This window comes from Paenibacillus phytorum (assembly GCF_013141715.1).
GTDB classification, from domain to species: domain Bacteria; phylum Bacillota; class Bacilli; order Paenibacillales; family NBRC-103111; genus Paenibacillus_E; species Paenibacillus_E phytorum.
Map to the genome: position 1 here is coordinate 1 of NZ_WHOA01000115.1, position 22,123 is coordinate 22,123.

The 22,123-nt window shown below is 42.5% G+C and carries 16 protein-coding genes and 1 pseudogene; 1 reads left to right on the top strand and 16 read right to left on the bottom strand.

The features are described from left to right. The 14 genes from GC098_RS16890 to GC098_RS16955 all read right to left on the bottom strand — a co-directional run. On the bottom strand, positions 1 to 1,517 hold a 1,517-nt coding region (locus tag GC098_RS16890), incomplete at its 3' end, for a metallophosphoesterase (protein WP_171644293.1). A gap of 607 nt (positions 1,518 to 2,124) precedes the next feature. Continuing rightward, on the bottom strand, positions 2,125 to 2,370 hold the full coding sequence (locus GC098_RS39570; RefSeq protein WP_246358657.1) for an ABC transporter permease subunit: 246 nt from the start codon (positions 2,368 to 2,370) through the stop codon (positions 2,125 to 2,127). A 356-nt stretch (positions 2,371 to 2,726) separates the two neighbouring features. Beyond that, positions 2,727 to 3,746, bottom strand: coding sequence for an S-layer homology domain-containing protein (locus GC098_RS16900; protein ID WP_171644294.1), 1,020 nt, complete (start codon positions 3,744 to 3,746; stop codon positions 2,727 to 2,729). A 407-nt stretch (positions 3,747 to 4,153) separates the two neighbouring features. Beyond that, entirely contained in the window at positions 4,154 to 4,981 is an 828-nt protein-coding gene (locus tag GC098_RS16905) for a response regulator transcription factor (protein ID WP_171644295.1), read from the bottom strand. A 268-nt stretch (positions 4,982 to 5,249) separates the two neighbouring features. Beyond that, on the bottom strand, positions 5,250 to 7,508 hold the full coding sequence (locus GC098_RS41945) for an AraC family transcriptional regulator (protein WP_171644296.1): 2,259 nt from the start codon (positions 7,506 to 7,508) through the stop codon (positions 5,250 to 5,252). Positions 7,509 to 7,642: 134 nt separating this feature from the next. Further along, positions 7,643 to 9,196 carry an extracellular solute-binding protein gene (locus GC098_RS16915; RefSeq protein WP_171644297.1) on the bottom strand — a complete coding sequence of 518 codons (1,554 nt, stop codon included), beginning with the start codon at positions 9,194 to 9,196 and terminating at the stop codon, positions 7,643 to 7,645. A 67-nt stretch (positions 9,197 to 9,263) separates the two neighbouring features. Beyond that, positions 9,264 to 10,133 carry a carbohydrate ABC transporter permease gene (locus tag GC098_RS16920; RefSeq protein WP_171644298.1) on the bottom strand — a complete coding sequence of 290 codons (870 nt, stop codon included), beginning with the start codon at positions 10,131 to 10,133 and terminating at the stop codon, positions 9,264 to 9,266. 13 nt (positions 10,134 to 10,146) lie between these two features. Beyond that, positions 10,147 to 11,055 (bottom strand): ABC transporter permease, encoded by a 909-nt coding sequence (locus GC098_RS16925; protein ID WP_171644299.1) that lies wholly within the window; start codon positions 11,053 to 11,055, stop codon positions 10,147 to 10,149. A 259-nt stretch (positions 11,056 to 11,314) separates the two neighbouring features. Next, a complete protein-coding gene (locus GC098_RS16930) occupies positions 11,315 to 12,097 on the bottom strand; it encodes a hypothetical protein (protein WP_171644300.1) in 783 nt (260 codons plus the stop codon). 10 nt (positions 12,098 to 12,107) lie between these two features. Beyond that, positions 12,108 to 13,319, bottom strand: a complete 1,212-nt coding sequence (locus tag GC098_RS16935; RefSeq protein WP_171644301.1) for an ABC transporter permease — start codon at positions 13,317 to 13,319, stop codon at positions 12,108 to 12,110. After that, positions 13,316 to 13,993, bottom strand: coding sequence for an ABC transporter ATP-binding protein (locus GC098_RS16940; protein WP_171644302.1), 678 nt, complete (start codon positions 13,991 to 13,993; stop codon positions 13,316 to 13,318). Before GC098_RS16940 ends, GC098_RS16935 begins: the two co-directional genes overlap by 4 nt. Positions 13,994 to 14,077: 84 nt before the next feature. Continuing rightward, positions 14,078 to 15,811: an alkaline phosphatase gene (locus GC098_RS16945; RefSeq protein WP_171644303.1), complete on the bottom strand. Its 1,734-nt coding sequence runs from the start codon at positions 15,809 to 15,811 to the stop codon at positions 14,078 to 14,080. 520 nt (positions 15,812 to 16,331) lie between these two features. Beyond that, on the bottom strand, positions 16,332 to 16,496 hold the full coding sequence (locus GC098_RS16950; protein ID WP_171644304.1) for a type 2 periplasmic-binding domain-containing protein: 165 nt from the start codon (positions 16,494 to 16,496) through the stop codon (positions 16,332 to 16,334). A 1,006-nt stretch (positions 16,497 to 17,502) separates the two neighbouring features. Continuing rightward, positions 17,503 to 17,883: a DUF3502 domain-containing protein gene (locus GC098_RS16955; protein ID WP_171644305.1), complete on the bottom strand. Its 381-nt coding sequence runs from the start codon at positions 17,881 to 17,883 to the stop codon at positions 17,503 to 17,505. A 436-nt stretch (positions 17,884 to 18,319) separates the two neighbouring features. Between GC098_RS16955 and GC098_RS16960 the strand changes: the two genes are divergently transcribed. After that, on the top strand, positions 18,320 to 20,674 hold the full coding sequence (locus GC098_RS16960) for a helix-turn-helix domain-containing protein (RefSeq protein WP_171644306.1): 2,355 nt from the start codon (positions 18,320 to 18,322) through the stop codon (positions 20,672 to 20,674). A gap of 330 nt (positions 20,675 to 21,004) precedes the next feature. Here GC098_RS16960 and GC098_RS16965 read toward each other — a convergent pair whose 3' ends face one another. Then, positions 21,005 to 21,685 carry an ABC transporter ATP-binding protein gene (locus GC098_RS16965; protein ID WP_171644307.1) on the bottom strand — a complete coding sequence of 227 codons (681 nt, stop codon included), beginning with the start codon at positions 21,683 to 21,685 and terminating at the stop codon, positions 21,005 to 21,007. A gap of 55 nt (positions 21,686 to 21,740) precedes the next feature. Then, positions 21,741 to 22,082: pseudogene (locus GC098_RS16970) on the bottom strand (sigma-70 family RNA polymerase sigma factor); the annotation flags it as partial. Positions 22,083 to 22,123: the final 41 nt, after the last annotated feature.

A 22,123-nucleotide genomic window follows, 5' to 3' on the forward strand; every position in this document is an offset into this window, starting at 1 on the left:
CCATTCCACTTCACCCAAGCTGTTAGCGTTACATCGTCTGTTTTAGTTGATGCAAGGCCTGCGCTCGCATAATTGCCGTCAGCGCCGTTCAGGCTGAGCGAAGCTGAACCTTCCATTTTATCAGTCGTATCATAGGCTGCACTTCCCTTCAAGACTGCATTGATTCCGTTCGCGATACTGTCGTTGCCATTGCTGTTAAATCCCCACATCGTGCTATAAGTGGCACTATCCATAATCTGGATTTTATCGATATTCACGCCCGTTGCACTGCCATCGCTTTGGATGACGATCTTGTTATTTGTACCCGGCTTCAGCTCAATTGCTACCGCCAGATCGTTATACGAGCTCATGCTTCCGGTAGTCGGGAAGTTGAGCGTCTGTACTTTGGCTCCATTTACATATATTCCCTCGGTAACATTGGCAGCATCGGTAGCATACCTTATTTTCAATATTTTATTGCCGCCAGCAGCTCCTCCGTCAACCTTGAGCGCCTCGATATATGCTCTTCCATCGTTCATATTCACAACCTTGCCGCCAGAAGCATTGACACCTTCGCTTTGGGTAGCATAAGTGAAAACACTATCCTCGGCTTCATACGTGCCGGTTGTATTCGGTTTCAGGCTTATCGTACCTTCCCAAATGGTTTTTTGTGTACTTACATCCCTTCCCTTTAAATGCACCTTGTCTTGATATACATCAAAAATCATAGCTTGATTTTCTACAACGGCACCGTCTCTTACTGCCGAGAATTTCCCAGCGTACAAGTTGCCTTGTAGCTTAATATCGTCGTGAAGATGTCCTGTTGTAAAAATAGCCTGTGGATATTTTTCCAGAATATTCTTGAACTTCTGTTCCTGTACGGTATTTTGAGCACTACCTACAGCCGAAAATGTCCTGGATACGGTCTGGAATATAGGCTGATGATTGAACAAGAAAATCGGCTTGCCCGAAACAGCATTTGCAGCAAGCGTGCTTTCCAACCAGTCTAACTGAGCGTCGGACATATACGCGTTATTAGAAATTTTACGATCATACCCTAAAAATATAAAGTCATAGCCTTGTACTTTCCGGCTGTAATACACCGTACTTTCTGGTATTCCTACCTTTTGTTTAAATCTGTTCTGCATTATAGTAAAATTATAACCATCATCCCAATCATATTCATGATTTCCAATTGTATAATACATCTGCGGATGATTATTTACCGAATTGATCGCATTGAGTACGGAGTCATATTCACCGCTATCCCCGTTATTGGTAATATCCCCGACTAAAACCATTGAACTGATATTATTAGTAACAGCATCCCTTACAGCATTTTTCGTATTATCCACACTACTATGCGTATCCGACATTGACATGAAGCTGAATATCGGAGCATCCGTTGGGTTTTCCGCCCCTGCTGCAGAGCTTTCTGACTGAAAAAGAACAGTGATAAGGCCAGTACTGCCTACCAAAGCTGTGACTATCAGGAGTAGTGATAGAAATGATTTTTGGAACCTTTTCATGAAAGACATTTTTGTACCTCCGTTGATTATTTAAATAATACCTCAGATACCAGTGAATCCATGATCCTCGCAGTCTTGATGTCCTTTTTATTCATAACGCTTGAACTTCTTATCCCCCCCCTCCAATAACTCAATATTCTCGAAGTAAAAATACTCTTGTAGCGGATCGGATGCTTGTCTCCTCCAATGAACAAGCATTACTAGAATAACGCTTTACCCGAGAAGAGTTTTGTAAACGATTTGTAAACGTTTACCGATGATTGCATGTGAAATATTCTTTTAGCGGGCATGCAGCACTTTTAGCAACGCTAATGATTCAATAATAAATTTTCAGTTAAATATTGAATATCCTAAAAACATATACAACCATCATAAATAACTGAACTTTTTCGATATTTACAATATATTTAAAAAGCAAGTCCAAACGATCGGCTATGTGGTAGGTTCCTGACGTTTACAGCAAATCCGGCATGCATCGAATTTATAGGTTTGATATCTGACCATATCAGCAACGAAAGGGGGGAGATATGCTCTCCCTTTTCAGTGCTGATAAATCCTCAATTTCGCTAATGGCGTTACATACTGACGGACCTGTTGCCTGTCAATTTGAAGAAAATCAATAAAGAGATAATGGTAGTGGGGTGATCCAACTCATGATCGCACCGGCAAACACACCCGGCAGCATCATCACGGCCGTAACTTTAAAGAAAGTTTTCATCGGGGAGCAACCCAAACTGATGGATGCCTCCTCCAAGCTTGGACTGATCTGGTACAGGATGGCCGCACTGGATCGAAGTGTGTAAGGAAGCTTTCTTACAATATAGGCAATGACCAAGATCGTAATCGTTCCGCTCATCAGCATCGGCTTTTTGTTAAAAGCCAGAAGAAGAGTTATGCCCAGACAATAACTGATATTGCTATCAGACCGTACAAATAAGTGTTGGTAACAGAATGCCACAGTCCTCTAAATACCGTTCGGTAGCTCTCCAGCGGTAAGCCTGCCAGATAGGCTAATGGGGCCCTGCATACTCTTAAGTGCTTGTGTAGACATCTTTAAACTTGTCGAGCCATTTCTGATTGTTGGCTAGCTCAAACACACCCAGGTTATTTCATTTTCTGTAAAATAAAAATAAGGGACTGTCCTGTCCCTTAACCATACTTCATGGATATAGGACAATCCCACTTCTAATGCCAGTTATACATTGGAAAATCAGCGATCTATTTTTTAATGGCCGAGAGAATTAATGTAACAGCTTCAGCTCTCGTGGATTGCTCAAGCGGAGCGAATTGATTGCCGTCTCTTCCTTGAATAAAACCCACCTTGTACGCCGCAGCAACGTAGGTCGCAGCCCAGTCAGGAATTTGAGAGGCATCGGAGAATGTGGATACAACAGTTGAATCCACATCTAATTTCAATGCCCGCGAAACCAAAGTCGTCATCTCGGCACGGTTAATGCGGTTATCAGCGCGAAAGGTATTGTCATCATACCCGTTCACAATGCCTGCCGCCACGGCTGTCGATATGCCCGGTCTTGCCCATTGCGGAATGCCATCGTCATCTGCGAAGTCCGTCAATGCACCCTCAAGGCCAGGGAGTTGAAGCGCTCGAGTCAGCATTGCCGTAAATTCCGCACGGGTAACGAGTCCTTGCGGGCGGAACGTATGGTCTTCAAATCCATTCACGAAACCTATTTTTACCGCTTGCTCAATCGCTTCTTTCGCCCAATGACCGGCAATATCCGTAAATGTTTCAAGCTTGCCGCCCTGGATCTCGGTTGTGATTCGATCGTCCGCCTTTTGTGTAACTGAAGCCAATCGACTGCTTACCAGCTTCACCTCGTTCAGTTCTACTTTCGTTTTGCCATTGCCAATTGCATCAAATGCAAGTGTACATATGAGCGCATCTCCATCCACCCCGGCTTTATCTCCGATCATGGTGTTCGCAAATTGAATCTTGCCGTTCTTCACGATTGGCGTTATGGACATACCAGAAATGTCGCTCTTGGCCTTCTTGAAACGTAATTGTTCGGGATCATAACCCAAGTTGACTTCATAAGCGTATAAGTCCTTAAGATCATGCCCTCTTACGCTAACTATGACCTCTTGGCCGGCTTCAAGTTTTTCGTTTGATATCGTTAAAGTAAACGAGGCACCCTCTGCCGCAAAAGCTGCAAATGGAATCAGAAAGCTGAGCAGCATCAGGGTCAGGCTAGCCGAAAGAAGAAGTTTTCTTTTCATTTGATTTTTCCTTTCCTGAGATTATTGCCATCATAGAAATCCTCCTATATCTTTGAACAAATCACTAGGATGATTAGTTAAGTGTCAGGAGTCCATCACCCCCTTTTAATAGGATAGGATTGAAATGATACGTGATGCCCGGTAGATTTCTATACTTACGATAATTTCGCCTCTGAGTAATCATCTAGTTGCCCTCTTTGATTCCATCGTATCGCTATCATAAGCAAAGTGAACGTACATCCTGAACAACAGAAATACATGAATTCTTTAAAGTTTAAAGAAAATGCGTCTACTTTTTTTAAACTTTTCTCTAAAATCTGCGGTTGATGATATGAAAGAGAACGACGTGTATCGGATATCTTCAAATACGCAATACATGAAAACACTGATTTCAATGGATTCAATAATTAATTACTTTCATTCTTTTCTTCTCGCGGATTCCTAGCGACTACCCATTTACCAGGCTTCATAAAATTGGTCGGATTTGTTCCTTTATATTTTTTGAACACATTACAAAAATACTTATATTCATTGAAGCCCGTCATACTTGCTATTTCATATATCCGGCATTTACCTGTGGCGAGCAGTTCTACAGCTTTTTGAATCCTGTATTTGTTAAGAATGTCCAAAAAAGTTTGGGAGGTAACCTCTTTCAACTTACGGCTCAAGTAACTTGGACTTACTCCCAATCCATCGGCAATAGCTTCAATGGTCAGCTTTTTATGGTATCCACTTTTGATTTTCTTTATTGTCTCACTGACATAATAATTCTGTTTATGTTCGCCAAGAAGAAAGCCATCCACATCGATTTGTTGTGTATCGCCTATCGTTTTCGTTATATTGTTGATGTCGTCGTAAACCTTGCCTTGCCTAATGTTATTAATATTCTCAATAATTTCCGCAAGTTTTATTTCATCCACAGGCTTTAACAAATATTCAAGCACCTTCAATGAAATAGCCTGCTTTGCATATTCAAATTCCTTATAACTGGTCAGGATGATGCTATGGAACGTATATATTCTCAAAGCCTGCTCCAACATTTCTATCCCATTCATAATAGGCATCCTAATATCTGTAATCACTAAATCGGGCCGATGCTGCTGGATCAATTGGAGTCCTTTCTGTCCGTCATCCGTATCACCTACAACCGTACAATGCATTGACAGCCAATCAATGGTATGAACAAGCCCTTTTCTTATAATCTCCTCGTCTTCAATAATGATCACCCTAAGCATGCTCGCTACCTCCCCTGTCAATCGACAAAGTGATCCTTTTCAATCTCCTGACGGAATAATCTGCTCAGATGGTTTGGCGTTACAAATAGTTCATTAGCAATATCAGCCAAATGGATCTCTTCGGTAACGTGTGGTATTCAAACATTCCGATAACATCATTCTTGCGAATCTCCCATCATATTAATAGTCCGATTATTGAATATTGATTTAAAGCTACAAAAACGGTACTCAATAAAAACAGCCAAGCCTTGTTAGGCTTGGCCATTCGTTATTTCTTGTCATTGGTAGAGGTCGTTTGTTCCCGATACTGGCTCGGCGTCATTTTGGTAACCCGTTTGAACGCGGTAAAAAAAGTCGTTCTCGATTGAAAGCCCGATCGTTCCGCGATGTCGATAATAGGCATGTCCGACGTAACCAGCAATTCTTTTACCCGATCCACCCTTTTTTGCAAGATGAAATCCGACAAGGTGATTTGATACGTATCTTTGAAGATTTGGCGAATATAACCGCCTGAATATCCTAAATGCTCGGCTATCTCTTCTACAGTTAACATCGAGTCATGCAAGTGCAAGTCAACATAATCGGCGATTTCGGGAGCAAGCTCGTTTTTCCGGCCGCCGGTCGTTTGAGCCTGTGCAAGGTCTATGATCTGGTCCATTTCCTTCAGCATCCACTGCTTGATTTCCGTCAAAGAATCGAATTTCTCAAGAAATTGATTTCCTTCTTTAATATCATTTTCGTCCATGACTTTACTGAACGCTTTTACGATTCGGAACAGCATAATATTTAAGTACACTTTGCATTCCGTATAGGGAAGTGTTTGAAGCTGTCCGAACAGTCGCTCAACCACCTTATGCGTTCGATCTCTATCGCCCGATTTAACCAAACCGATCACCTCTTGGATCAGGGATTCGTCCAACGTTACGATATGGCCTTTGACGAGCTGGTCGTAGTCCTCCTGCATGTAAATTTTCGATTCTCCTGACAGGAAACTCATAAACGTCAAATCGTAAATTCTGTCATACACGGTCCTCAGATCCTCGCGGATTGCTCCTTGCTCGCCGATCGCCATGACAACTTGAATGCCTAGCCAGTTACCGATTTGCTTTGCTGCTTCATGCAACAAGCCGAGCATTGAATCTTTGGCAGTATCGCAACCAAAAAGCAATACCAGATGATCGCTTCCCAGATCGACGGGTTCGCACAAATATCCGCCATTCATGAAAATTTCTTGCGCGATGTTCCCAATCGAATACTTCAAAAGCTTCCGAGATCCATAATCATATTTTTCACAAAATAAGGAATAGCCTGTTATTCGGAAAACAGCCAAATTCAAGTCTGTATTGTTAGCGAGATCTGTCATATATGCCAATTCTGTCCGCATTGCATCGGAGATGGAGCCATGAAGGATCCAATGCCTCAAATACTCGGCTTTTATAAGACCTTGATAATTTCTTCTTGAACTATTCATTTCCTCCAAGTTGTTCATCATGTAGTCAAGACCGCTTTTTATGATCGTAAACTCTTCGAATGGCGTTCGGTTGGCATATTGAAGACGCGCTCCGAACAAATTTTGCAGCTGTTTGGCTAACACACTGAAACGCCCCATGCTGCGTTTGGAATTCCAAAATGCGCCGATAAAAAGAAGGATCAAAAGAATCAGGCAAGATAAGAGGATTTTGCTCTGGAACCGATCTACCCTGCCGCTAACGTCTTTCAACTTCACAATGGAGTACAGCTGCCAGTTCTCTGTTTGGATTTTTTTGTGATGAATCAGGTAAACATTTCCTTTAATTTTTACCGTGAACTGTTCCTCAGATTCTTCGGCAATCCTGTTCATAGCGGCGTGATCGAACTCCGACGGCACGTCTCCCACCACGATACTATGTTGCTCGTCCAAAATTGAGAACTCCGTGTTACCGTTGTTCCTGTTCTGCAACAAGTATTTTTGCAGTAGCGATCGATCCAGCACCATTACAAGATATCCGCGGTTTTCCTTCAACTGGGCAGAAGGAATGATTAAGGCTAGCAATGAACGTCCGTCGTATTCGAACCTTTGAAATGCCAGGAATGCAGGCCGATGTGTTATTGCGTTATTAAAAAGCTCGCGATCTTTGAACTCGGCCAGAGAATGAATTCCTTCAACCGAATCGAGCACATTGCCGGTCTTCGTATTGACCAAATAAGTAGCGGAAATAAACGGTTGCAAGGACATGAAATTCATTAGCGATCTCAACGCTTCCTTTGCGATTAACGGGTCTTCCGTTTCCAAATCTTCTTTTAGCCAAGAAGAAATATAGGGATCCTGACTCATAGTCAACCCGTAAGACTGCAAGTTATCCAACATGTAGTCGAAGCTTTGGCTCAGACTATCCGTCTTCTCCGAAATGAAATCATTGATTTCCGTCAACGCTTGCTTGGAATATTGATTCGTCAAAAAATAGGAAAATGGAATAATAATTACGGTAAAAAAGACTGCCAAATAGAAAAAGATACGGAGGTAGGATTTGCCGATTATGTTGCGCATAGGTTCCTCCATCGCTTGATATTAATGTCCAAATCTTAATGCAATTCTCTTCCTCTGTAAAGTCGATTTTCAACATAAACCGCTTAAAGGCCAAAAAGAGCGGAATAACACCGCTCTTTCGGAATGCCACGAAATTACTTTTTAGAAAGGAAAGCATCGATTTGTTTTTGTTCTTCAGTTTGAATTTTTTTAGCTAAACCCGATGCCGCTGTCTTGAATTGTAACCAGTTGGAATCTGGATCTACTACCCCGTTCATAATGGCCGTATAGTACTTAGACTCAATCGTATTATATTGAGCGATTTCATTGGCAACTGGTGTATTGTCAAAAGTGAAACCGGTCAAAATATCGGTCGTGAAGTTATCGGCTACTTTTGTATACTTATTGTAATTTTGCGTTTCGGGATCTTGGTTAGCATCCAGTCGGTCGAATAATGGGTTCATAATCCAAGCAAAAGGGAACCAAGCATATCCTTTCGACATCGATTTGTATTGATCGTCACCGACCGGCTCCCAATCCTCGCCTTTTATTCCATAAGTCAACAAGTCGTAATTGTCTTTTTGGTTCGCCCAGTCCAGGAACTGAATCGCCCGTTCCTTGTTTTTGCTCACTACCGGAACCGAAATAAAATTCCATTGTTGAAAGTTCGAGATGTTCGCTTTCGGAGTCGCATCGAAGAAGGTAACCGATTCGAATTCGGCATTCGGATCGTTCTGTTTGACTGCACTTTGAATATCCGGCGCGATCCCAAAGTTGTTTTGATCGAAAATGGCAACTTTCCCTTCTTTGGCCGGTTGGCTCAAATCTTTGACTGCGAGCACGTCTTTACCGATAATGCCATCCTGATAAAGTTTACGAGCGTTTTTGATCCAAGACCAAATTGTCGGATCAATTTCGTCAAACAGGTTGTGCACTTTGCCGTCGTTGTTTTTGGTATAGAGCACAAGACTTTGCGTGAGGACAGGGCTTGGCGACAAATGGGTTTTGGTATCGAAAAACCGGCGGAACACCGCTTCCGACATGTCTTTGAGCCCATCCTGACCGGCCGGCAGTAATGGCGTAATACCAGGGACTTTCTCTTTTACGGCATAAGCGAATTTGATCAAATCGTCGTACGTTTTAATCGGCGCGATCCCGAGTTTCTCTCGAATATCTTTGCGGACATAGTACCCTCGCCCCTGAAAATGGGAGGCTCCTAGAGGGATGCCGTATATTTTCCCACTAAACTTATTGGCATCCCACATCTGCTGCGGACGCGCCTTTACGATGTTCGGGCCGTACTTATCAAGCAAGCCTTCCAAAGGCTCATAGCTGCCTGCGGCGATCTGTTGGGAAAGGTGCAACCACGGCGCATCAAAAATAAGATCAATGCTTTCGCCCGATGCCAACGTGAGCTGCGTTTTTTGAGCCAAATCCGCCCATGGCACGAACGTGATGTTCAATTTCACGTTTAGGGTATCCGCCATTCTTTTTTCGGCTTCCGCAATGATGGCATCCATTCGGGCAGGACGGTCGCCTGGAATCATGATTTTCAGTGTAACTTGTTGCAGCTTTTGATTCGTTTTTGCGGCCGGACTAGCGCCGCCGCTAGGGGACGCGCTTTCTGTTTCGTTGTTTTTTCCGCTGCATGCGCTCAAAAGCATTGTTGCCATTAATGTGACTAGGAATATCGATTTGCTTTTTTTCATTTTCTTGCCTCCCTATATGATATACTTCTATGCTTGTCCGACTAATTCGGGGAAAGCTGACTCGGGTTTAACCTTTCACTGCGCCTATCGTTATGCCTTTTACAAAATATCTTTGAATGAACGGGTAGACTAAAATGATTGGCCCAATCGTCAAGCACACCGTCGCGAGTTGGATGACTCCCGCAGGCACGCTGACTTGATAACTTGCTCCTCCTCCAACATAGGAAGCGACATTAATATTGGAAATGAGCTGACGAATCATCAATTGAAGAGGATGAAGTGCATCGTTATCAATAAAAAGCAAAGCGAGAAACCAATCATTCCAATATTGCAAAGCATAGAACAAAGAAATCGTCGCAATAGCCGGCTTAGAGATCGGCCAGATGATTCGGAAGAAGATATGGATATCTCCCGCCCCGTCGATCGTAGCCGCTTCATTAATTTCGTAAGGCAGCGATCTGTAAAAAGAGACCAATATAAAGGCGTAAAAAGGATTTAATAAATAGGGGACGATCATGGCCCATATAGAATCTTTCAAATCAAGCCAATTGGCGATCATGATGTAAAAGCCTACGAGACCGGATCCCAATACCATGGCGACGTAAGCCATAAGCGAAAGAAAATACCGATACTTCACTTTTGGGTTCGCTATGACGTACGCGAACATTGCCGTAATCGCCACGGCGAGCACGGTACCGACGATCGTGACGGTTAACGTGTTTCGGTAGCTATTATAAATTTGAGATCCCTTGAGCAAAAATTCGTAACCGCTAAAGCTGAAATGAGCGGGCCATAGCCGATAACCGAATTTAAGAAATTCCCCTTCCGAAGCAAAAGAGTTAACGAGAACGAGCCAAAAAGGGAGCACACACAAGATCGTAAACACGACTATTATGGCATATAAGAAATATTGAAACACTTTTTCCGAAATTTTCATTTACGCGAGCCTCCTAAAATAGACGGGATTCCGGTTCGACACTCTTGGCGATCCGATTGAATATAAGGATCGTTATGAGCCCCATTGCCGATTGGTAAAGAACAACTGCAGCCGACATACTGAAATTCCCGAGTTGCCGCAAAGCGCGAAATGAATACGTGTCGATAACGTCGGTCGTCGGGTACAAAAGAGAATTATCGCCGACCATGCCGTATATCATGCCGAAGTCTCCGAAGAAAATTCGACCAATTCCCAGAAGCACCATAACGATGACAACCGGACGGATAGAAGGAAGCGTTATATGAACGATCTGTTGAAAACGGGTCGCGCCATCGATCTTAGCGGTTTCAAATTGTTCGGAAGAAATTCCGACGATCGCAGCGAGAAAAATAATCGAATAGTATCCAGAAAACTTCCAAACGTAAACAAGCGTCAAAATCCATGGCCAAATTCCCGGATTCTGATACCAACTTACAGAAGGAAATCCCCACTTCTGAAGCATCCCGTTCATTATTCCGTCCGACCCCATAAACGATAAGGCCATTAAACTGACGACAAGCCAAGATATAAAGTAAGGAAGAAAAATGAAGGATTGACTTAGCCGTTTAATCAGTACATTTTGAATCTCATTTAAGATTACGGCCAGCAATACGGCGAACCCTATGCCGAAAAAGATGAACAAACTATTCAAGAACACTGTGTTCAGTGTTATCTTTATCCAATCATGGCCTCCAAAAAAAAATTTAAAATTCTCGAACCCGACCCAAGGACTTCCGAAAATTCCTTTGGTAGGTTGAAATTTCTCGAACGCAATCAAATGTCCGAACATCGGAATAAAAGAGAAAAGTAGTAAAAACACGATGCCGGGTAGAGCGAGGGTGTACAACTGTTTGTTTTTTATGATTTCTTTTGCGAAAGACATTTCTCCGAGCTCCTCTCTATGTGCTGTGAATCCAGAATAAGACAACAACGAGATATCTGGCTAGTGCCGTTTTTACCCTCGAGTGCAAGAGCTACATATTCCTGCGGATTCCATACCGATATGCAGAATCTGAACTCAAAACTTAGCCTCTCAGGCATGCCCTTCCACAAAAAATGAGCGACCAATAAACCCTTTATATAATAAAAGCATCTAATCATTCAGGCTTGTGCCTTTTGATCAGTTGCTTTTTATACCGAAATTATTCCTTTATTTTCTCAAATGAAGCATCGTAGAGTCGGAACATTGTTTTGTAGCCCGATTCATCGAGTTTGACTCCTACATCTAACTTGCCTGTGATGAGCAGCGGACCAGGGGTATAGCGCAGCTTCACATTGTCTGGAACAAAGACGATCATGATTTTATTCCAATACGTTTCATCGCCATTATCAAATGGACATTCTGCGCCAGGCTTGGGAATTAATAGAAACCAGTGCTTATCAAAGGAAAGCACCTCACCCATAAAGCCTTTTATTTGCACCGTTTTGCCGCTCATGTCCCAAAACTTCTCAGAGGGTTTATCCTGCTTATCATCATCAAAAAACTGTGTCCAGTTGATTTCATTCGATAAAATTTCAGGCTTCTTCTTGGCACTGGCCTGCTCTTCTAACTGCTTCGGCTCAACCTTAGGTGTTGCTGCCGTATTCGCAGCCTTAGCAGCTCCCCCCTCCTCAACAGAAGCAGGATGCTCCGGCATTTTGGGAGAAGGAAGTGAAATTGGCTTATTATCTTTAACAGCAGTGGAGGCTGCTGCTTCCTTGTCCGGCTTCGGCGTCACGGATGGAACTACTGCTTCAGGTGTCTCTGAAATAATGACGGTTGGAGTTTCCTTGGGATTCGAAATGTTAGATGGGCTGGCAGTTGAGATCGTTGCTTGGGACGTATTGCCGAATGTCTGACCTGCTGGCTCCGTTTTCTTTTGACCACAGCCCGTTAAGACTAAAGCAAATAAGCTGAGTCCTATGATAAATTGCCTTATTTTCATACTGACCACCTCAAGACTTAAATAATTGCAATGGGTCCACGCGATAAGCTTGAAGTGCGGGTCCTACGGACGCAAGAACACCGATCAATAAGGTTCCCACGACGAGCAGCCCCTCTCCCGGCATGAAATGCCATGTTTGAATTTGTAAGCCAGAGTACTCAAATACAGCTTCGCGACTTAAATATCCTCCGGCATGACCTACAAAAATACCGAATATCAATCCGATGAAGGTCAAGAGAATCCCCTCCCCGATCAGTGAAACCCAAATGAATCTCTTTGATTTTCCAATGAGTCGAAGTAAACCAACATCTTTTTTGCGCTCATTTACAGCGGCAATCAGAGAGAGCACAATGGAGCCTGCAGCAAGCAAAATACAGATCACAGTTACAACACTCAACGCTTGTGTTCCTTTATCTACGACATTCACGACATCAGCAACTGCTTTACTTGTATAGATCGCCTGCACATTGCTTATTTGTCCGAACTTCGTTTTAATCGACTGCGCACCCAACAGTGACTTTGGTTTGACCAAAATCGTTGTAACTTCCTTCTTATCCCCTTGCTGACTCTCATGAACCGCCCATGCATAATCAAGTGTTGTGAAGACAGCTCGATCGTCTGAAGTCATCAGAGGAGGCAAAATACCCACAACGGTGTAGGTGAAACTATGATGCTGATCATGTTCGTCCGCTGCATCTCCATCGTCATCCACCTCTCCTTGAACCAGTCCATGTGCGCCTTGAAACTTATCCCCAACATGAAGCCCTAGCGAATTAGCTACATGTGCGCCGACAATGGTATCGCCAAGCTTATCGTATAATTTCCCCTGAGCCATTTGCTTATCAGCCCCATAGCGAGTGGCGAAATATTCGGGTTCCATCCCGACAATCGGAAAACCGTTATAGTTATCTCCTGTCGTCATTGCGTAAGCACGATCAACGAACTCATCTTTGCTCACTTCTTCCAGAAGCGAATATGGAACATTACCTGTCGGAGCACCGATATGATAGTACGTGTTCAGAGCCAGCTGAGAGGCACTTCCCTTTGCGCCAATCGTCACTTCAAAGGGACCATATCCCTTCTCTGCTCCTTGTTCGACCCCATTACTACAGAGCAGTAGGAAGACAACAAGAGCTACCGTCACAGCAACGGAGAAAATCGTGAGAAGAGAAAGCATTTTGCGGTGAATAACATTATGCCACAATAGGATGATTAACTTCATACCGCTTCTCTCCTCGGTAATTCATTGATATCTTGAATATGAACTCGTGCAGGATACATATCAGCTAAATGCAAATCATGCGTGACGGTTAACAATGTCATCTTCTCCGCTTCACATATGTCCAGCAGCAGGGACATGATATCCCCCGCAGTTTCCCAATCCAGGCTGCCTGTAGGCTCATCAGCTAATATAAGCTGCGGCTTCGCTATGATCGCACGTATAATCGCAGCCCTTTGCTGCTGACCGCGAGAAAGTTCAGAAGGCAGATGATGCTGACGATCCTTCAGTCCGACTCTTTCAAACCAATAATCTACCTGATCTTTGGTCATCTTCTTCGTCCAGTCTTGTGGAACAATAAGTTCCACGTTTTGTTTGGCGGTCAAAGATGAAATCAAGTGGAAATCTTGAAAAATGTAGCCTACATGCTCCGCTCTATAACGATCCCGTTTGCTTTCCGAATACGTATGGAGCGGCAAACCATTTACCCAAATTTCACCTTGATCAGGCTGCATCACACCACTGAGCAAATGCAGCAGTGTGCTTTTCCCACTTCCACTCGGCCCTAGTAGAGCCAATCTATCCCCTTGCTGGACCTGCCACTTAGAAACGCTCAAAATAGGCAAGCTTTTTCCATGAATTGTGAAAGACTTAGAAATCCCCTTTATCTCAATCATAACTGTCCTCCAAGTCCATTGGTCTAAAATAGGAAAAGAGGACAAGGGTAGCGTTATCCCCTGTCCATTCTTTTACCTAATCTGCTAGTTTATCAGAATACGCTCGCTAGCCGAATCCCATGTGAAGCTTTTACCTGTCAACTTATTGAATGCTTCTAGGGTCAGATACAACTTACCATTGTCCACATTACCTACCAATGCGCTTGCTGCACCATTTTCCTTCATGGCGCCAGTTTCAACGTTAACCGATAATTGCTGGCTATCTTTAGCAAGGACAACCGTTTTCGTTGTTTCGTCCCAAGTTACTTTAATGTCTAATGCTTCAGCAAGGGATCTTGCTGCTAACAACGTTTTGCTATCACGAGTTACTTTGAAAAGCGGGTACAAATATTTATCTTGCAGTTCGTTCGTCACTGCAGTCAGATCAGCGCCGATCACTTTAGCGCCACTTTTAGCAATATCCGTGTTATCGATATCGCCTTTTACAAGGGAAGCGATCGGACCGTAAGCCCATACACCTACGTCAACGCCTGTATGACCATGTCCTGTCCAGCCAACACCCAGACGTTTGGAAACGACTGCGTTGTAGCCGCCGCCACGACCGCTAGATGTACCGTCGCCTTTAAGAATAAGGGCAACTTCATCATCGGACAAATCCGTGAACCCCACGTTATCCGCAACAATTTCACGAACATCATCCGCCGTTTGTGCTGCTTTCAAACTCGCGTCCAAATAATCAGTAGAGTGCTTCGCTTTGTTAAAAAGATCCACATTCAATTCATACACGTTGTCTCTACCGAGCGACAAACCGCCTGTTTCATGGTCAGCTGTTGCAACAACGGATGTATTGCCGTCTTTTTTCGCGAAATCAACTATTGTTTTTAACGTAGCATCCAATTCCAGCGTCTCCTGAATGTTTGTAGGAAGGTCATTCCCATGTCCAGCATGGTCGATACGACCGGCTTCCACCATCAGGACGAAGCCATTTTTATTTTGCGATAAGATATCGAGTGCTTTTTGGGTCAATTGTGGTAAGGTAGGCGTTTTATCATCACGATCAAGCACATAAGGAATTGCATCAAGAGCAAAAAGTCCAAGAGCATTGCCTGCAGTTGCCGGAATTGCATCTAATCCAGCTTTATCATAAGCTGTTTTATAGCCTTTCGCTTCAAAATCAGGAATGATGTTTTTGTCCGTACGCTTACCTTTCTCATCCTTCGTAATGAAGTTAGTTTTACCACCGCCAAAGAAAACGTTTACACCGCTATTCAGGTATTGGGAAACAATGGCATTTTGATTACCGCGTTGACGAACGTGGGAAGCCCACACAGATGGTGTTGCCCCAGCAATAACATCTGTTGTTACGAGACCCGTTGCTTTACCTTGTTTAATAGCCGCTTCAACCACTGAACCATACGGCTTTGCAACCTCACCGTTTGATACGCTGACCGCGTTATTGTACGTTTTATTTCCAGTTGAGAAGGCTGTTGCTGCTGCTGATGAGTCTGTTACCGCTCCGGACTCCGTTGTGTACGGGCCTGATTGCGAGAATGTAGTTGCTTTTCCCACATAATAACCATCCAGTTCTAGACGGTCTTTATTTAAAAACTTTTTGGAGTAATACCTTGCTGCTGTTACTTCTGCCGGCCCCATGCCGTCGCCGATAAGAACAATCAAGTTCTTGGATTGCGCCGTTGTCGCAGTTGTTGCAGTTGTTGCAGTTGTCGTATCAGCAGCTGATGCCGCTCCCGCTACGCTTACCGCCAATAAAGAAATGCTTAAACCTGACCCCATAATCTGTTTTAGACTTTTTTTCAAGTTGTATTCCCTCCAAAAATAGTATTTCACCTTATCTAGCATCATGCAGTTTTAGTAATGCTAATGGCTTAATACTATATTTTTAGTTACATATTGAATATCCTAAAAATATGTACAATTATCACAAAAAAATGAACTTTTTCGCCATTTACAATATCTTTAAAAAGCAAAATGGGGATACTTTATAATGTTATCCTGTGAGCAATAAGAAAATAGGTTAATTGGTGAAGGAAAACACTTCAAAAAGCGGCATTCAATTAGAATGTAACATAGTTTGGAATAATTACCTCTTAAGATTAATGATATTTTATATAAAAATTCTCATTAAATGTTAAATACATGGAAGGAATTCACATGAGTCTTACCGTGGCAACCTAGATCTTTTTTCAGATGATGGTTTTTTCAGTTTTCCACTTGGTAATACAGATCTCCTAGCTGCTATGCATGCTTTTTGGCATTTTCCATATTTTTGGCACCTTTAATGATTTGCACAATAGCCGGAGATACCATCATTCTCATCTCACGCACCAACTGTCTGTAATATGTTTGCGATAATAGTTAATCCTGTTGACGATTTGGATGGATCAGTAAATGCGATCTTGCCTTTTAGCTTCGGATTGAGAAGAGCCTCATAGCCTTCAATTTTAATATCGCCAATCAGCTTCTTGTTCACTAAAAGCGCCATAGGAATAACTTTGTTTCAAGTAATTGATCCCTCAGTATTTCATCCGAGTTTATAATAGCGCTCTCATTTTCTGGATTATACGGTTCAAAAAACTGTTGTTTGGGAGTTATAACCGATACCCAATGGTTTTTCCTTTTCGGCTTCAATCCTTCTTAGAAGCTCTCCGAAGTCTTCGATGTATAAACGACAGGGAATTGGATGCTCCCTTTGCCTCCTTCTTTGGTAGGGGAACTTGAAGCAGCGCCAGTTTCAGCAATCGGCGAGCTTGAGCAAGCAGTGATCACTAGTTACAGCTTGCTGTTACTGCAGCTGTAAAAAATCTTTTCATTCCTACGCCTCTAAATCTAATGTTTGTGTTGTATAATCATCTTAATGAAATGTCGTCAGTGCAACTATCCGAAAAAACGATAAAAATATCTAAGAATATGAACACACTCTCAATCATCATCGATTTTCAACTCGTCTGCGCATCTTTTCCAATTCCTATTTCATCTCATTTTCCTCTACTGTCGATCGCACAGGTTGCCTTCATTTTCTGCAAAATAAAAATAAGGGACTGTCCCTTAACCAATTAATTGCCGCTTCTTCCTTGATTAAAGCCCGCCTAGTACGTCGACACAACGTAGGTGGTAGCCCCATCTATACTTACGATAATTTCGCCTCTGAGTAATCATTTAGTTGCCCCCTTAGTTTCCATCGTATCGCTATCATAAGCAATGTGAACGTATATCCTGAACAACAAAAATACATGAATTCTTCAAAATTTGGAGAACGTGCGTCTACTTTTTTTTATTTTTCTCTAAAATCTGCGGTTGATGATACGAAATAGAACGTCCGGCAGGAAGCACTCCTTTTGAGATACCAGCTAACGACATTCAGACATTGCATCTATTTATTTGCCACTTTCCACGAATCCAGTTGTTTTTGTTTCTCATCAATAATTTTGCCCACACCTCCAGAAAATGAAAAAGTCTCCAAAACCCGAGTGGGTTTGAAGACTTTTAGTTCAATATTGAATTTTGTCAGGATCAGCCGTTCCTGTCGTCAGTGCTGATAAATATTGATCGATCACGGCTTGGCACTGCGCGATTTCCGATTTGACAGCTTCCGTATTAAAAGTAAAACCAAGGATTGGAGATAAATCGGAAGTTTTATTCAATTGATCCCACTTTTCAGCCGCATCAGATGCAACGTTCTCCGTTTTCCATAAGATCAAATAATATGTTTTTGCATTCTTCCAATCAAAGTGATATTTATCAGCGAGTTCCTTCTGTACATCGAATCCATAGCTGGTAGCCATAATCTGGTAGTTGATCACACCGTACAACTTGCCATCCGAAGCAATCATCAAGTTCATCTTCTGATCATAATTCCCAAGGTCAATCATGATCAAAACTTAACTGTGGCATTTATTTTGGGTTTAATTAATCTGTAACAAATCCTTTTGCTGTGGGGGAAGGGAAGTAATAAACCAATTCTACTTGCGGCAGATCTTTCTGACTTGGATGGTCCGTTGCCCGAACTTGATCAGTTATTCCAGTATCTTTGCTGGTTCCTTGGAGTCACATCCTGAAATTAATGATGCTGCAACAAACAGGATTGCCAAAATCAATTCAGACCGCTTGAACTCCCTTTTCTCATCAAGTTTAATCCTGCAATGGAAATTATAATAACTATTTTTCAGTAATTTAAATTATTCAGTCCACCAAAAAATGCATTTTTCTACAAATTGTATAGTTCTTGAAAACTCTATGAAGGATAAAACCAAGGTCTTGGAGAAGTGAGAAGTACAATAAACTATCTTTAAGGAGGTTAACTCTAGCATGAAAATCCCTCATAAATCTCCTCGCAAGACCTTATTTGCAAAAATGTTGTTAACTCTTACGATAACGGTTACTTTATTGATTATAGGACTATCATCGCTTCTCTATCGAAATTTCTTTTCGGCTTCTTTGGATAATATCAACCGAATGAATACTTCAATCCTGTCTCAAACCAGCTACAGCATGAAGTACATGGATACTTTGGTTAGCAAATTTATAAATACCGTTATCATGAGCCCTTATACATCCGTTTTGCTGCATAATACGGATAACGATATGGTTACGCTCGGAGCAGCATTGCGCAACCTTGATAGCCTTTCACTTCCGCACGATTATGTGCACTCCGTATATACGATCAATCTCGCATTGAACCGTATCGTATCCACAGAGACGGGCAATTTTTATACAAAAGAAGATTTCTACGATCAAGACATTGTATCATTGTTGCAAACAGTGAACAAAGACTCATTTCCCGAAATGCCTATTGCCAGAAAAATTCCAAACCCCCAAGCCGCAACAGTTTCGGAACTTGCTAATGTATACACCTATATCATGCTCGACAGTCTGGAAAAGAATCCATCTTCGCGCATTGCGACTATCATCAATATCAAAGCAAGTGTGCTTCGGGATCTGATCGCTTCATTGAATGCCAAGATGGCAGGTTCCGGCAACGAAATTATCGTGATCGATTCCAAAGGAACGATTGTGAACCATACATCAGAAAGCATGTTTCTGCACAGCGCGAAACAAGAATCGTATATCCAAACTTTACTTGCAGCTGACCAAGAATCGGGAAGCTTTAAGACGAACCTGAATGGTCAAGATTATCAAGTTACCTTTGTTTCTTCCGATAAACCAAAATGGAAATTTATTAGTTTAACTTCATATGCAACATTTGTTGGCGTAGTTGATTCGTTCAAAACCTCTACACTTTGGATATGCCTAACGATCCTGGGTCTCGGTTTATTTTTCTCGTTCATCATGTCAAGATCGCTTTATGTTCCTGTCGGCAGACTTGTAGAGACCGTTAGAGAGCATCTCACAAACGCTCATCAAAAGGATCATCCGACAAATGACATTTATTTTCTGCAAAACGTTTTCAAAGAAATGATTTCGAAAAATAACGAATGGGAAAACAAACAAAGAGAACAGCTCGCTCCCTTAAAAAACAAATGGCTGCAAGATATACTGTTTGGTATCCGGTACGTTGATCAAGAAGCGTTGCGGGTCTCTCAAAAAGAGCTTGGCATACATTTGAATCTAAATGGCCCACTCAGGTTGTTACTTCTTCGTCTGGACAACTATCGCGATTTCCTCGACCTATTTAATGAAAAAGACCGTTGGCTCTTAAAGTTCGGCATTGCTAACATCGTTAATGAAATCGTGTCAGAGGAATATAAACTAGAGACCATTTACCTGGAAAACGATCAGCTTCTGTTGCTGTTGGAAATCAGTCCCTCAGAGAATGTTGAAAATACAGAATGTGCCTTAAAGGGGCTTATCGAATTAGCACAAAAAGCTGTAAATCAGTACCTGAAACTCTCGTTTTCCGCAACTCTAAGCAGCCCTGTCTATTCCTACTTGCAACTCAATGAATCTTATTCCGATACATTGGCACTATCTTCGTATCGGATCATTGCAGGTCACGGCAGCTTCCTGCTTCCAACTTTTCGAAGTTCGATCATGGATACACTAATTTCCTTTCCCGAGAGTAAGGCCAAATTGCTGCTTGACTCCTTGAAATTAGGCCATTTGGACAAAGCCAAGGAAGCGTATTCCGACTTTATTAGCCAACTTTCCGGAACGACTTATGAAAACTTGCTTTCGTCCATTATGCAGCTCAGCTTCATGTTGAGAACAACCTTTAACATTATTTTGGAGAGTCATGAATTTCGAAAATCAGAACTATTTCAGACTGTTTCCAGAAATATTGAGCAGTTTGAAACCATTGAAGAAATTCATGAAACCTTTTCATCCCTATTTTCCGAAATCATTCGCGTCATGGAACAAAATAAACATAATAAACACAGTTCGATTATTTCAAGAATCATAAAGGTGATCGAGGAACAATACCGTGATAATAACTTAAATCTACGTATTATCTCCGACGAATTTCAAATGTCAAACGTTTATTTGGGAAAACTATTCAAAGATGCTACAGGTAAATCCGTTTCAGAGTATATTACTGACGTACGAATGAATCATGTCAAACAACTGCTGGACAACAGCAATCTTTCAACCAAGCAAATTTTAGATCAATGCGGTTTGGAAGAGACAAACTATTTTTATACCATTTTCAAAAAGCGTTTCGGCGTATCGTTGTCTCAATATAAGATTGATAAAAACAAAACGTGAGCTGGCCTACTCCAGAAGACAATATCCTAAACAACAAAAAGGTATACTCTCATCGAAACATGAGGAAGTATACCTTTTTTAAAGTCTGCTAGTTATTGAATTCTTTTCTGATTTCAATGAGTTTGAAACCTATCCGAAGCAAGTGTTAACCCGTTGTACAAGCTCCGTAACAAAGCCGTCGTCAGTTTGCTCATCCTGAACCGCCAATGTGTATCTAAGGATGAAATTGATACAACAGGACTTCGTGAGCCTCCAAGAAACCCATCCATAATATAATAGGACAATTTGAAAAATTAACATGCAAGAGAGTAAGCTTTGCATATCATTTAGTTAAGGTAATTGATCCTCATTCAACCGCCCATCCCGAAAATGCACAACACGCTTCGCCTGCTGCGCAATAGCCAGGTCATGCGTAATCAAAACAATCGTCCTTCCCTGCTCATTCAACCTCTTGAAAATCTCCAAAATCTCCGCGCCCGTCTTCGAATCCAGTGCTCCCGTCGGCTCATCCGCCAAAATAATTGCCGGATCTCCCGCTAACGTTCTTGCAATCGCAACCCGCTGTTGCTGCCCACCGGATAACTCAGAGAGCAGATGCCATCTGCGATCCACTAAGTCCACTGCTTCCAAAGCCTCCATGACAAGTGGCTCTCGCTCTTTCTTGCTCATTTCGCGATATATCAACGGGAGTTCGACGTTCTCGAAAGCATTTAATCTCGAAAGCAGATTGAAGCTCTGGAAAACAAAACCGATCTTCCGATTCCGAATCTCAGCCAATTGAGCATCCTTGAGCTGATTAATTGCCTTCCCATCCAGCAAAAAAGCTCCTTGATCTGCAACATCCAAACACCCAATGATATTCATCAGCGTCGACTTTCCCGACCCCGACGGGCCCATAATCGCTACGAACTCGCCGTGATTGATTTCCAGGGAAATATCATCTAAGGCACGAATCGTTTCCCCACCCATAACATAATACTTGCTCACATGCTCGATTTGGATTAGGGTCATTCCCTTCGCCTCCATTATCTGATGCCAAATAAATGAAGTATGAGATCCATTATCCTTACCGCTTCGCCTTATAAAATTCATGATAAAGCTTCATGAGCGCCCGCTTCTCAATCCGCGACACATATGAGCGCGATATCCCGAGCTCCTTCGCAATCTCCCGCTGAGTCCGCTCTTCCCCGCCAAGCTCAAGCCCAAATCGCCCAACCACAACTTCCTTCTCTCGATCATCCAAGATCTCCAGATTACGATAGATTTTGCTCTTCTCTATCTTGAGCTGCACCTTATCTACAACATCATCCGCTTCCGTCCCGAGGATGTCGATCAAGGTGATTTCATTCCCCTCTTTGTCCGTTCCGATGGGATCATGCAAGGACACGTCTTTCCGCGTTTTCTTCAGCCCTCCAAATGCTGCAAGTGCTACAAAGAGCTGCCGGATGG